Source organism: Actinomycetes bacterium (genome assembly GCA_036510875.1).
GTDB lineage: Bacteria > Actinomycetota > Actinomycetes > Prado026 > Prado026 > DATCDE01.
On record DATCDE010000245.1, the window covers coordinates 1 to 12,371 of the forward strand.

The window sequence follows — 12,371 nt, forward strand, 5'->3', positions numbered from 1 at the left end:
CACCGGCACCACCACCCCTGCGACAGTCCCTGGCCACGATCGACGCGCAGGTAACGGACTACATCCGTCGATCCGGACTCCGAAACGCCGCCCGAAAACTCAAGATCAACGTCAAGAACCCGTCAACCAAGCTTCGCTAGCGGGTGACCACCGCACCGATCGACCGCCGGCAGCGTCGCCGCCAGGAGACCATCGAGGAAGTCCTGGACGTGGCCGCGGCGATCATGGCCGAGCAGGGAGCCGCCGGACTGTCGCTGGGCGAGATCGCCCGGCGCATGGGCATCCGCCCGCCTTCCCTGTACGTGTACTTCCCGTCCAAGCACGCCGTCTACGACGCGCTGTTCGCCCGGGGCGCCCAGTCCCTGCTCGACGTGATCCAGGACGCGGACCGCACCGACCTCGAGAAGCTGACCACCTTCGACGCGTTCCTGCTCGGGGCGGCCGGGGTCTTCGTCCGGTGGTCGGTGGAGCACCCCGCCTACTCGCAGCTGCTGTTCTGGCGGCCCGTCCCCGGCTTCGCCCCATCGCCCGAGGCCTACCGGCCAGCGGTGGAGCTGCTGGGGCTGACCACCCAGCGGTTCGCCGACCTCCAGCACCGGGGGCTGGTCCGGCGCGACGTCCCGCCCGAGCAGGTCACGCGGGACTGGACGGTCCTCAGCTCCGGGGTGACCAGCCAGCAGCCGTCCAACGCCCCCGACGAGAGTTTCGACACCGGGCGGTTCGTCCAGGCACTGCCCGACCTGGTCGCCATGTTCGCCCGGTACTACTCCGAACCCCGTTCCACCGCAGCCCGAGGGAGGGCGAGCCGTGCAGACCAACGTTGACCAGATCGCCGACCACGTCTACCGCGTTTCCACCTGCATCCCGGAGATCGCTCCTGGCGGGTTCACCTTCAACCAGTTCCTGATCGAGGCCGACGAGCCGCTGCTGTACCACACCGGGATGCGGGCCCTGTTCCCCGCCGTGCGCGAGGCGGTCGACCGGGTGCTGCCCGTCGAGCGGCTCCGCTGGATCGCGTTCGCCCACCTGGAGGCCGACGAGTGCGGCTCGGTCAACGACTTCCTCCGGGTGGCTCCGCACGCGCAGGTGGCGCACGGCGCCCTCGGCTGCATGCTGTCGCTCAACGACCACCTGAGCCGGCCGCCGCCCCCCTGGAGGACGGTGAGGTGCTGCCCCTCGGCGGTGCCACCCTCGGCCGCCGGGTGCTCGAGGTCGCGACGCCGCACGTCCCGCACAACTGGGAGTCGCACGTCTTCTACGAGCAGGAGACCGCAACGCTGTTCTGCGACGATCCGCTCACCCAGGTCGGGGACGGCCCGGCCGTCACGGACGCCGACCTGCTCGACGCGGCGGTGGCCGCCGAGGAGCCGAGGACCAGTTCCACCAGACCTCACTCGGCCCGGCGATCCCGGAAACCTACCGGCGGCTCGCCGACCTCCAGCCGAGGACGCTGGCGATCATGCACGGCTCCTCCTACAGACGGGGACGGCGCCGCGCTGCTGCGCGCCATGGCCGACGTCTTCGAGCAGCGGATCGGTGCGTCAGGTGTCGCCGGCCAGCCGCTGCCCGAGCACGCCGACCTGGTGGCCCAGTGAGCGGCGTCCCCGGCGCCGTGCAGCGGCCGCCCACCGACCGGCAGCCCGGGCTCGGCCGAGGCACGGCGATGCGGCTGGCCGCCACCGAGTACGGCCGGTTCACAGCACAGCTGCGGACGCTGGCCCCGCAGCAGTGGGCCGCGCCGACCGCCTGCCCGGGCTGGGACGTCCACGCGATGGTCTGCCACGTCCTGGGGATGACGGAGTTCGTCCGCCACGGCGGTCGAGCAGGTGCGCCAGCCGGTGGCCGCGCGCCGGGCCGGCGGCATGTTCCTCGACGCGCTGACCGCGCTGCAGGTCGACAAGCACCGCCAGCGCTCCCCGCAGGAGCTGGTCCGGCAGCTGGCCGTGGTCGGCCCGAAGGCCGCTGCCGGCCGGGCCCGGACCCCCGCGCTGCTGCGCCGGCTGCCGCTGCGCAACCAGCCGGTCGACGACTCGGGCCGGTCACCGAGACCTGGCGGCTGGGCTACCTGGTCGACGTCATCCTCACCAAGGACACCTGGATGCACCGGTCGGACATCGCCACCGCGACCGGGCTGGAGATGACGCTGGACGCCGACCACGAAGGGCGCATCGTCGCGGACGTCGCCGCCGAGTGGGCGGCCCGGCACGGGCAGCCGTGCACCCTCACGCTCACCGGCCCGGCGGGAGGCCGCTGGAGGTGGGCCGGCGGCGGGGAGTCCGTGGAGCTCGACGCCGTCGAATTCTGCCGGCTGGTCAGCGGCCGCGGGAAAGGAACCGGACTGCTGCAGACCCGGGTGCCGTTCTAGCCCGCAGCCGAGCGGCCGCCGAGGTCAGGTCCACAGGACCGCGACCCCGATGTTGACGAGGGTGAGGCCGCCGATGGCGCCCCACACCCCGGTGCTCACCGACTCCTTCTTCCGGTTGGCCACGATCAGCCCCAGGATCGCCAGGAGCACGAGCAGCTTCACGGCCACCTTGGTGTTGTTCACCGGGTTCGCCGGGTCGTTCTCGGCCTGCAGGACGCCGACCAGGGCGATGCCGGTCACCAGCTGCGTGAGCGCCCCGTGGAGCATCGCCGGGTTGACCACCCGGGTGGTGGCGGACATCTGCACGAGGAAGCCGCCGAGCAGGCTGGCCAGTCCGACGAAGTGCAAGATGAGCAGGACCTTCTCGACCCAGGACATGTCCGGGAGCCTACGGGGCAGCCGATCCGGCGCCGCTCTCAGGTGAGTTTCAGGTGGTCAGGGCAGGATGATCGGCGTGAAGGTGCTCGTGGTCGAGGACGACCCGTCGGTGCGCGAGTCGCTGCGCCGCTCGCTCGCGTTCAACGGCTACCAGGTGGCCCTGGCCGCGGACGGCGTGGACGGGCTGGCCGCCCTGGACCGGGAGCGTCCCGACGTCGTCGTCCTCGACGTCATGATGCCCCGGATGGACGGCCTGGAGACCTGCCGGCGGATGCGCGCAGCAGGGATCGACCTGCCGGTGCTCATGCTCACCGCGCGGGACGAGGTCTCCGACCGGGTCGCCGGCCTGGACGCCGGAGCGGACGACTACCTGCCCAAGCCGTTCGCGCTCGAGGAGCTGCTGGCCCGGCTGCGGGCGCTGCTGCGGCGCGCCCCGGACGCCGGCTCCGCGGACGAGTCGCTGCGCTTCGCCGACCTGGCGCTGGACCGGGCCACCCGCGAGGTGACCCGTGGTGAGCGGGCCATCCACCTGACCCGCACCGAGTTCGCGCTGCTCGAGATGCTGCTGCTGCACCCCCGCCGGGTGCTGACCCGCGAGCAGCTGCTCGAGGAGGTGTGGGGCTACGACTTCCCGACGACCGCGAACTCGCTCGAGGTCTATGTCGGGTACCTGCGCCGCAAGACCGAGGAGGGCGGCGAGCCGCGCCTGGTGCACACGGTGCGTGGCGTCGGCTACGTGCTGCGCCAGTCACCTCCGTGAGCCGGCTGCGCCGGACGCTGCGGCTGCGGACCCGGATCGCGCTCCTCGTCGCTGTCGCGGTGGGACTCACGGTGGCGGCGACGTCCGTGGCCGCCTTCTTCACCGTGCGCAGCCAGCTGTTCGCGGCGCTCGACCAGTCGCTGCTCGGTCAGGCCCAGGCGGCGATCAACTCCCCGCTGGCCGACCCCACCCGGCTGGTGCAGGTCCCGTCGGCGGCGCTGGAGGCCGGCGACGTGCGGATCGCGCTGCTCGAGGCCAACGGCACCGCCTTCGTCGCCGCGGGCGGGCTGGCGCCCCCGCTGGCCGACGCGGAGCTCGCGGTCGCGCAGGGCCGCTCGGCCACGTCGGTACGCGGGGCCCGGGGCACCGGCGAGTCGTTCCGGGTGGTCGCCGTCGCCGTCCGCCCCGGGCTGGCACTGGTCCTGGCCCAGTCGACGGCCACCCTGGATTCCACCCTGAGCACCCTCGGGCTGGTGCTGCTCATCGTCGGCGTGCTCGGGGTCGGCCTGGCCGCGGTGGTGGGGCTGCTGGTGGCCCGCGCCTCGCTGCGGCCGGTCGAGGACCTCACCGCCGCCACCGAGCACATCGCGGCCACCGAGCAGCTGACCCCGATCCCGGTGAGCGGGGACGACGAGCTGGCCCGGCTGACGACGTCGTTCAACGCGATGCTGGCCGCGCTGGAGGCCTCCCGCACCCGGCAGCGCCGGCTGGTGGCCGACGCCGGACACGAGCTGCGCACCCCGCTGACCAGCCTGCGGACCAACCTCGACCTGCTGGCCCAAAGCGAGCGGCCCGGCGTGGCTGTCGGCCTCGAGCCCGGGGAGCGCGCCGCGCTGCTCTCCGACGTCCGGGCCCAGGTCGAGGAGCTCGGCGCCCTGGTGGGCGACCTGGTCGAGCTGTCCCGCGACGCCCCGCCCGCCACCCGGGTGGAGCAGGTCGACCTGGCCGAGGTGGTGGACCGGTCGGTCGCCCGGGTCCGACGGCGGGCGCCCGGGGTCGTGTTCGACGTGGCGGCCGACAGCTGGGCCGTCGTGGGTGACAGCACCGCGCTGGAGCGGGCCGTGACCAACCTGCTGGACAACGCGGCCAAGTGGAGCCCGGCGGGCGGCACGGTGACCGTGGCGCTGTCCGACGGCCGGCTCATCGTGACCGACCAGGGCCCCGGGATCAGCGACGCCGACCTGCCGCACGTCTTCGACCGGTTCTACCGCTCGGATGCCGCTCGGTCCATGCCCGGCTCGGGCCTGGGGCTGTCCATCGTGGCGCAGACCGTGCAGCGGCACGGTGGGACCGTGGCCGCCGGGCGTTGCGCCAGCGGCGGCGCTGAGCTGGTGGTCCAGCTGCCGGGCTCCGGCGTGGCCGCCCCCTCGACGTCGTCCAGCGCTTCTTAGGGCCCTCTGGTGGCTCTCTCAGCGTGCTCTCAGACGCACCCGGCACCCTTGGGTGCATGACCGAGAACTCGCCCTGGAAGGCACCCGAGCAGCCAGCGGCCCAGGACACCGTCCCGGTGTTCGCCGGCCCGGTTCCTCCCGCGACCCCCTCGGCCGCCCTTCCCCCGGCGGCCGAGCAGCCCGCGACGCAGCCTCCCGTGGCCGAGCAGCCGGCAGCCGCAGCGCCAGCAGCGACACTGACCGACCTTTGGGGCCCGCCGGCGTCCCCTCCGTCCCCTCCGTCGCCTCCGGGTCCCACGGACACGATCGTCTTCGGCACGCCGCTGCCGGAGGCAGCCCCGGCCGAGCCGGGCTCGGCGCCCCGCAGCCGGCGGGGCCGCACGGCGGCGCTGGTGGCGTCCACCGCGCTGGTCGCCGGCCTGCTGGGCGGCGGCATCGGTGGCGTCATCGGGGCCAACCGGGCCGAGCAGACCGGCACGACGACGGTGACGACGGGTACCACCTCGGGTAGGACGACCACGGTCCAGCTGCCCACCGGATCGGTCGCGGAGGTGGCCGCCACGGTCGGCCCGAGCGTCGTGTCGATCCAGTTCCGCAACTCGACCAGCGGCGGTGAGGGGTCCGGGGTGATCCTCACCACCGACGGCAAGATCCTCACCAACAACCACGTGGTCGAGGGCGCCGTCGGCGGTGGCACCCTCACGGTCACCTTCAGCGACGGCAAGTCCGTGCCCGCCAAGATCATCGGCCGTGACCCGTCGTCCGACCTCGCGGTCATCCAGGCCGAGAACGTGACCGGCGCCAAGCCCGCGACGCTGGGCAGCTCGGCCAACCTGGTGGTCGGCGAGTCGGTCGTGGCCATCGGGTCGCCGCTCGGCCTGTCCGGCACCGTCACCTCCGGCATCGTCAGCGCGCTGAACCGTCCGGTGAGCACCGGCACCAGCTCGACGAGCGGCGGGGCCGCCTTCGACGCGATCCAGACGGACGCGGCGATCAACCCGGGCAACTCCGGCGGCGCGCTGGCCAACCTGGCCGGCCAGGTCGTGGGCATCAACTCGGCGATCGCCACCCTCGGCACGACCGTCGGCAGCCAGTCCGGCTCGATCGGGCTGGGCTTCTCGATCCCGATCGACCAGGCCAAGCGGATCGCCGACGAGCTGGTCAAGACCGGGACGGCAACCAAGCCGCAGCTCGGCGTCACCGTCGGCGACGCACCCAACGGCGGGGCGCAGATCGGCACGGTCATCGCGGGCAGCGCGGCCGCCCGGGCCGGTCTCAAGGCCGGGGACGTCGTCACCTCGTTCGGCGGCCGTCCGATCGAGGACGCCAACGCCCTCGTCGCCGCCGTCCGGTCGTCCGCACCGGGCAGCCAGCAGCAGGTGACCTACGTGCGGGGCGGCCAGACGCTGACCACCACGGTCACCCTCGAATCGGTCCCCTCGGCCACCAGCTGACGACTTGTCAGGGTGAGGACGACGGATCCGTCGTCCTCACCCTGACAAGTCCTAGATGAGGCGGCGGTCGGCGGCCCACCGGGTGAGCTCGTGCCGGTTGGACAGCTGCAGCTTGCGCAGCACCGCAGAGACGTGGGTCTCGACCGTCTTCACCGAGATGAACAGCTCCTTGGCCACCTCCTTGTAGGCGTAGCCGCGCGCAATCAGCCGCAGCACCTCGCGCTCCCGCTGGCTGAGCCGGTCCAGCTCCTCGTCCACGACGGGGGCGTCCGCCACCCCCGAGAACGCGTCCAGCACGAACCCGGCCAGCCGCGGCGAGAAGACGGCGTCCCCGTCGGCGACCCGGCGGACCGCGGCGGCCAGCTCCGGCCCGGTGATCGACTTGGTGACGTAGCCGCGGGCACCGGCCCGGATCACGCCAATGACGTCCTCCGCGGCGTCGGAGACCGACAGCGCGAGGAACCGGGTGTCCGGCTGCTCGGGGGCACAGCGGCGGATCACCTCGGCCCCGTTGCCCCCCGGCAGGTGGACGTCGAGCAGCACGACGTCCGGCCGGGTGGCCAGCACCACGTTCACCGCCTGCTCCACGTCGGCGGCCTCGCCGACCACCTCAACGGCATCCCCCAGCTCGGCCCGCACCCCGGTGCGGAACATCCGGTGGTCGTCGACGATGACCACCCGGGGCGGCTGCTCGATGCTCATCCGGCGCTCCCGTCCGGTGCGGCCACCGGCACCCGCAGCCGGACCTCGGTGCCCGACTCGGCCGAGCTGCGCACCTCGGCCCGGCCACCGGCCCGCTCGGTCCGCCCGATGACGCTCTGCCGCACCCCGAGCCGGTCGGACGGCACCGACGCCAGGTCGAAGCCCGGCCCGCGGTCCCGCACGAAGATCTCCACCTGCCCGTCCGCCACCTCCGCATAGACGGCCACCGGGCCGTCCTCGCCCGCGTACTTCGCCGCGTTCACCATGGCCTCCCTGGCCGCGGACAGGCAGGCGCCGAGCCGCTCGTCGACCGGCGCGTCGCCCACGACCACCACCTCGATCGGAACCCCGTGCGACTCCTCGACCTCCGCCGCGAACCGCTCGAGCGCCGGTCGCAGGGTGGTGGGGTCCTCGCCCGTGGGCGCGTACAGCCAGCGTCGCAGGGTGCGCTCCTCGGTCCGGGCCAGCCGGACGACGGCCCGCGGGTCGGCGGCGTTGCGCTGGATCAGGGTGAGCGTCTGCAGCACCGAGTCGTGCACGTGCGCGGCCAGCTCGGCACGCTCCTGGCTGCGGATCCGCTCCCGCCGCTCGTCGCGCAGCTCCCCCACGATGTGCGCCACCCACGGACCCGCGACCAGGGCCACCCCGGCCAGCACGAGCAGCGCCGCCGCCACGGCCTGGACGGCGACCTGGGCGCCGCCTCCCGTGTCCACCACCGCGACCGCCCCGGTCACGACCAGGGTGAGGCCCAGCAGCACCCGCAGCCAGGCCCGCCCGCCGCCGGCGGTGGCGGTGGCCCGCCAGCGGGAGCGCTGGGCGTCGTCGGCGACCCGCCACAGCACGGCCACCCCGAGCCCCAGGACGACGATCGGGACGGCGAACCCGCCGGGGGGAGCCAGCCCGAGCTGCTGCAGGAGGAGGGCCAGCCCGATGGCCAGCGCGGCCAGCCCGAGCAGCGGGACGCTGCGGTGCTCCCCCGGGGCCGCCGCGGCGGCCTGCGCACCGTCGGCGCCGTCCAGGTCGTCGGGGCGCAGCGGGACCAGCGCCCAGAACGCCCCGTAGGCGACCACCCCCGCGCCACCGGAGAAGGTCAGGACCACGAACGCGGCCATGACCAGCCACGGGGCCACGCCGAGGTGCTCGGCCAGACCGTGCGCGACCCCCGCGACCACCCGATGGCGGTCCGAGCGGTACAGCGTGCGGATGGTCCGCAGGGGCGCGGTCCCGGTGCTCACCCGCCCATCGTCGCGCACCCGGGGTCGCAGCGGCATCGGTGGCGTCCCGGAGGCCGCCAGGGGTCCGGTCAGGGTCCGGTCAGGGTGCGGCCCGGATCCCCGGAGCCGGTCCGCGGGCGCACGATCGTGGCATGAGCGAGAAGACACAGACGTACGCCTCCGGTCCCGACCGGCACCCATCCGGCCCGCCCGGGACGGTGCGGCCGCTGGGCCGCAGCCGGACCGACCGCAAGGTCGCCGGCGTCGCCGGGGGCCTTGGTGCCTACCTGGACATCGACCCGGTGATCCTGCGGGTGCTGTTCGTGGTGCTGGCCATCTTCGGCGGCTCCGGCCTGCTGCTCTACCTGGTGGGCTGGCTGCTCATCCCGGAGGAGGGCGCCGAGCACAGCGAGATGCAGCGGTTCGTCGACCGCAGCGGGACGGCGGCGCTGGTGATCCTCGGCGTCGTCGTCGCGGTCCTGCTCATCGCCTCGAGCCAGGCGCTGGGCTGGTGGGGCTTCGGCTCCGGCGCGTGGCCGCTGCTCGTCGTCGCCGCGATCGGCTTCGCGGTCTGGTACTCCCGGCGGCCCCGGCCGGTCGGTCCGGACGCCGTCCCGGCACCCCCGATACCCGCGTCGCCGACCTACGAGCCGTCGGCCTACGACCCGGCGGCGTTCGCCGCCGGGTCCACCGTCCCCTACGCCGCGACTCCCGACGCACCCCCGCCCTCCGCGCCGCCGCCGCCGGCGCCCACGCCCACGCCCCCACGGCCGACCTCACCGCTCGGCCTGATCACGCTGAGCCTGACCGCGCTCACCGCCGGTGTGCTGGTGGCGCTCGCGCTGGCCGACGTGATCAGCCTGCCCGCGGTCGTGCTGTTCGCGGTGCTCACGGCGATCGTGGGCCTCGGGCTGGTCGTGGGCAGCGTCCTGGGCCGGGCCCGCTGGCTGGTCGTCCCCGGCATCCTGCTCGCCCTCGTCACCGCGGCGGCGGCAGCGGTGCCCACGTACGCCAGTGGGCAGACCGGGAACACGGTGTGGGCCCCGGCCTCGGCCGCGAGCCTCGCCGGCCCCTACTCGTGGGGCGCGGGGGACGTCACCCTCGACCTCAGCGCCGTCTCGCCGACCGGCCGGACGCCGGTCAAGGCGGGGCTCGGAGCCGGCACCCTCACGGTGATCCTGCCGCCGACGGCCCGCACCCAGCTCAGCGCCTCGGTCGGGATCGGCACCCTCACGATGCCGGACGGCAGTGTCGCCAGCGGGTTCGGCCGCAGCAGCCAGCGGACGCTGGCCGCCCCGAGCGGCCCGCCCGCCGGCGGCACGCTGGTGCTGGACCTCAACGTCGGAGTGGGAGAGCTGGAGGTGCGCTATGCAGCGTCATGAGCTGGACGTCACGTCCCTGGTCGCCGGCCTGGTGCTCGTCGGCGTGGCGGCCGCCTACCTCGTCGGCCACCTGACCAGTGTCCGCATCGACGGCAGCTGGGTGGCGCCGCTGGCCCTCATCGGCCTCGGCCTGGCCGGGCTGGCCGGCGGCCTGAGCCGGGCCCGCCGCGGCGGCGGTGCAGACGGGCCGCCGTCCCCCTAGTCGGGCATAACCGGCAAAGGCGGCGATTGGTGCGGCGCCCGGTACGGTGGGTCGGTGGCTTTCACGAGACTCCTGCCCCATCGGACCGGCGCCGCACTGGTGTCCTTGCTGCTCGGCCTCGCTGTGGTCGCCGGCCTGACGGTCGTCCCGGCTCCGGCCGCCCTGGCCGACACCCCGACCGCCTACGGCTACGACATCTCCTGGCCGCAGTGCCCGGTCGGCACCGGGAACGGCCTGGGCAACCCGATGCCACCGGCGACCGCCGGGTTCCTCATCATCGGCCTCACCTCGGGCCTGCCGTTCACCCGCAACCCCTGCCTCACCGACCAGGTCCGCTTCGCCCTGTCCAACAAGATCCCCCGCGCCGCCTATGCGATGGCTGCCTATCCGACCGCCGCGCAGATCACGACCTACGGCAGCGGCGGGCCGGCCGCCTCGACCACCCTGGCCGGCCAGCTGTTCAACGCCGGCTACGCGATGGCCCGCTACGACCTGCAGACGCTGGCCGGCGTCGGGCTGTCGGTGCCGTTCGTTTGGATCGATGTCGAGTCCCGTTCGCTGCAGCCGTGGCCGACCGGCACGACGACGGCCACGGCGAACAACCAGGCCGTGCTGTCCGGGTACGCCAAGGGCTTCCAGGACGCCAAGCTGAGGACCGGCTGGTACTCCTATCGGACCGGCTGGGCCACGATCACCGGCAACTGGCAGGACGGCGCCCCCATGTGGAAGGCCGGTGATTACACCGGGACCGGGTTCGCCGGCGCGCTGTCCATCTGCTCCACGCCGTCGCTCAACGGCGGCCCGATCTGGATGGGCCAGCGGGTCTACAGCAACATGGACCTCGACGCGACCTGCCTGCCGCTGCCGTCGATGGTCACCATCTTCGACGGCGCGGTCCCGCCGTCGGTGTCGCCCGTGGTGCCAGGAGCACCCGCCGTCGCGCCGGGCACGGCGGTCGCCTTCACGACCACGCTGGGGACGTCGCAGATCTGGGACGCCGCCCTCACCGACGTGTGCAGCGGCACCCAGCTGGCCACCTACACCGGCATCGCCAAGGGGCCGATCACCGTCACCTGGAACGGTCTGGACGCCGCCGGCGCGACCGCCCCGCCGGGGCTGTACCGGATGACCGTCACCAGCTCGGGGATCACCCGCAGCGGCGTGGTCGAGCTGAGCACGCCGGGCACCACCGTCCTCACCGGGTGCGGCCTGACCCGCAGCTACGGCACCGACCGGTACGCGACGAGCGTCGCCATCGGCAGGACGGCAGCGCCGACGTCCCAGACCGTCGTCATCGCCCCCGGCGAGCAGGCCCACCTGGTCGACGGCCTGGTCGCCGCGCCGCTCGCGAAGGCGCTCGGCGCCCCGTTGCTGCTCAGCGGGTCCGCAACGCTGCCGGCGTCCGTGCGCGCGGACATCACCGCCCGCAGCGCGACGACCGCCTACCTGGTCGGCGGGACGGCATCGCTCTCGGCCGCCGTCGCGACCGAGCTGACCAAGACGCTCGGCGTGACCACCGTCGTGCGAGTGGCCGGTGCGGACCGCTACGCGACCAGCGTCGCTGTGACCGCCGCGATGGCCAAGGCCGGAGCGGTCTCCGACGGGGTGGCCTGGGTCGCTTCCGGCGCCGACGCCAACCTGGTCGACGCGCTGGCTGCGGGCGGTCCCGCGGCGGCTTCCGGCGAGCCGATCCTGCTGACCGGGTCGACCGCCCTGCCAGCGTCCGTACGGACGGCGTTGAAGACGTACTCGATCACCTCGACGAAGGTGCTCGGCGGGACGGCCGTGGTCTCCGCGGCCGTGCTGGCCCAGCTGCCGTCGCCGGTACGGCTGGCCGGCGCGGACCGGTACGCCACGGCCGTGGCCGTCGCCGAGCAGGCCGACACCGCCAGCGCAGCGGTGCTGGCCAACGGCCTCGGCGCGAACCTGGTGGACGCCCTGCCCGGTGGGACGCTCGGGCTGCCGACCGTGCTCACGGCCGGGTCGACGCTGCCGGCGGCAACGTCGGGCTGGCTGCTGTCGGCGAAGCCGGCGACCACCACGGTGCTGGGCGGACCGGCCGTGGTGCCACCCGCGCTGCTGGCCCTGATCGCCTCCTGATCGGCCCGGCGAGGGACCCCGCGCGGGTCTCAGCGAAGTCCTAACCGGCTCTCATTCGGCCTTCATGTTCAGGCCCGAGGGTGGACCTTTCGCAGTGGGAGGAGAGCACCGTGACGACCAGGGCGACAGCCAGCGCGACGGCACACGCGTCGGTGCGCGACGAGGGGCTCTCCCGGCTCACCAAGCTGACCGTCGGGGCCGGGCTCGCGGCCGCGCTCGGCAGCGGGGTGGTCGCCATGGCCGTGTCCGGCAGCTCGGCGTCGACCACCCCCGTCGCCAACACGAGCACCACCTCGACCGTGACCAACCCCAATGACGGCTCGCTGAGCAATCAGGACAACCAGGCGCTGCCGGCCCCGCAGGCGCCCCCGGGCTACCAGGCTCAGCCGCAGATGCCGTCCGGCCGCTCCAGCGGCTCCTGAC

General features: G+C 74.1%; 13 protein-coding genes. 10 read left to right on the forward strand and 3 right to left on the reverse strand.

What is annotated here, in order from left to right; genetic code table 11:
- Positions 1-143: 143 nt before the first annotated feature.
- The 3 genes from VIM19_14160 to VIM19_14170 all read left to right on the forward strand — a co-directional run bounded on the left by VIM19_14160 (position 144) and on the right by VIM19_14170 (position 2,365).
- Positions 144-824, forward strand: coding sequence for a TetR/AcrR family transcriptional regulator (locus VIM19_14160; protein ID HEY5186009.1), 681 nt, complete (start codon positions 144-146; stop codon positions 822-824).
- A 342-nt stretch (positions 825-1,166) separates the two neighbouring features.
- On the forward strand, positions 1,167-1,595 hold the full coding sequence (locus tag VIM19_14165) for a hypothetical protein (protein ID HEY5186010.1): 429 nt from the start codon (positions 1,167-1,169) through the stop codon (positions 1,593-1,595).
- A gap of 68 nt (positions 1,596-1,663) precedes the next feature.
- Positions 1,664-2,365, forward strand: a complete 702-nt coding sequence (locus tag VIM19_14170) for a maleylpyruvate isomerase family mycothiol-dependent enzyme (GenBank protein HEY5186011.1) — start codon at positions 1,664-1,666, stop codon at positions 2,363-2,365.
- 24 nt (positions 2,366-2,389) lie between these two features.
- Here the strand turns inward: VIM19_14170 and VIM19_14175 are convergent, their stop codons facing one another.
- Positions 2,390-2,743: a hypothetical protein gene (locus VIM19_14175; GenBank protein HEY5186012.1), complete on the reverse strand. Its 354-nt coding sequence runs from the start codon at positions 2,741-2,743 to the stop codon at positions 2,390-2,392.
- A gap of 70 nt (positions 2,744-2,813) precedes the next feature.
- Here VIM19_14175 and VIM19_14180 point away from each other — a divergent pair, with 70 nt between their 5' ends.
- From VIM19_14180 to VIM19_14190, 3 genes are read left to right on the forward strand one after another with little or no spacing between them, the layout of a single operon-like run.
- Complete coding sequence (locus VIM19_14180) at positions 2,814-3,503, forward strand: response regulator transcription factor (protein ID HEY5186013.1); 690 nt, start codon at positions 2,814-2,816, stop codon at positions 3,501-3,503.
- On the forward strand, positions 3,500-4,894 hold the full coding sequence (locus tag VIM19_14185; GenBank protein ID HEY5186014.1) for a HAMP domain-containing sensor histidine kinase: 1,395 nt from the start codon (positions 3,500-3,502) through the stop codon (positions 4,892-4,894). Before VIM19_14180 ends, VIM19_14185 begins: the two co-directional genes overlap by 4 nt.
- 56 nt (positions 4,895-4,950) lie before the next feature.
- Positions 4,951-6,348, forward strand: coding sequence for a trypsin-like peptidase domain-containing protein (locus VIM19_14190; GenBank protein HEY5186015.1), 1,398 nt, complete (start codon positions 4,951-4,953; stop codon positions 6,346-6,348).
- Positions 6,349-6,399: 51 nt separating this feature from the next.
- On the opposite strand, the gene VIM19_14195 is transcribed toward VIM19_14190, so the two are convergent.
- Positions 6,400-7,050 carry a response regulator transcription factor gene (locus VIM19_14195; GenBank protein HEY5186016.1) on the reverse strand — a complete coding sequence of 217 codons (651 nt, stop codon included), beginning with the start codon at positions 7,048-7,050 and terminating at the stop codon, positions 6,400-6,402.
- On the reverse strand, positions 7,047-8,285 hold the full coding sequence (locus VIM19_14200) for a PspC domain-containing protein (protein ID HEY5186017.1): 1,239 nt from the start codon (positions 8,283-8,285) through the stop codon (positions 7,047-7,049). The genes VIM19_14195 and VIM19_14200 overlap by 4 nt, the downstream gene beginning before the upstream one ends.
- A gap of 131 nt (positions 8,286-8,416) precedes the next feature.
- Here VIM19_14200 and VIM19_14205 point away from each other — a divergent pair, with 131 nt between their 5' ends.
- The 4 genes from VIM19_14205 (at position 8,417) to VIM19_14220 (ending at position 12,370) form a co-directional block, all read left to right on the forward strand.
- Complete coding sequence (locus tag VIM19_14205; protein ID HEY5186018.1) at positions 8,417-9,646, forward strand: PspC domain-containing protein; 1,230 nt, start codon at positions 8,417-8,419, stop codon at positions 9,644-9,646.
- The gene (locus tag VIM19_14210) at positions 9,633-9,848 is read left to right on the forward strand and encodes a hypothetical protein (protein HEY5186019.1); all 216 of its coding nucleotides are present in this window, start codon (positions 9,633-9,635) and stop codon (positions 9,846-9,848) included. The genes VIM19_14205 and VIM19_14210 overlap by 14 nt, the downstream gene beginning before the upstream one ends.
- 54 nt (positions 9,849-9,902) lie before the next feature.
- Complete coding sequence (locus tag VIM19_14215; protein ID HEY5186020.1) at positions 9,903-11,948, forward strand: cell wall-binding repeat-containing protein; 2,046 nt, start codon at positions 9,903-9,905, stop codon at positions 11,946-11,948.
- A 110-nt stretch (positions 11,949-12,058) separates the two neighbouring features.
- Positions 12,059-12,370, forward strand: coding sequence for a hypothetical protein (locus tag VIM19_14220; protein HEY5186021.1), 312 nt, complete (start codon positions 12,059-12,061; stop codon positions 12,368-12,370).
- The last annotated feature ends 1 nt before the right edge of the window (position 12,371 follow it).

Coding starts and splice junctions, on each gene's coding strand:
- VIM19_14210 (HEY5186019.1), top strand. CDS start 9,633: ATGCAGCGTCATGAGCTGGACGTCACGTCCCTGGTCGCCGGCCTGGTG.
- VIM19_14170 (HEY5186011.1), top strand. CDS start 1,664: ATGCGGCTGGCCGCCACCGAGTACGGCCGGTTCACAGCACAGCTGCGG.
- VIM19_14190 (HEY5186015.1), top strand. CDS start 4,951: ATGACCGAGAACTCGCCCTGGAAGGCACCCGAGCAGCCAGCGGCCCAG.
- VIM19_14175 (HEY5186012.1), bottom strand. CDS start 2,743: ATGTCCTGGGTCGAGAAGGTCCTGCTCATCTTGCACTTCGTCGGACTG.
- VIM19_14205 (HEY5186018.1), top strand. CDS start 8,417: ATGAGCGAGAAGACACAGACGTACGCCTCCGGTCCCGACCGGCACCCA.
- VIM19_14195 (HEY5186016.1), bottom strand. CDS start 7,050: ATGAGCATCGAGCAGCCGCCCCGGGTGGTCATCGTCGACGACCACCGG.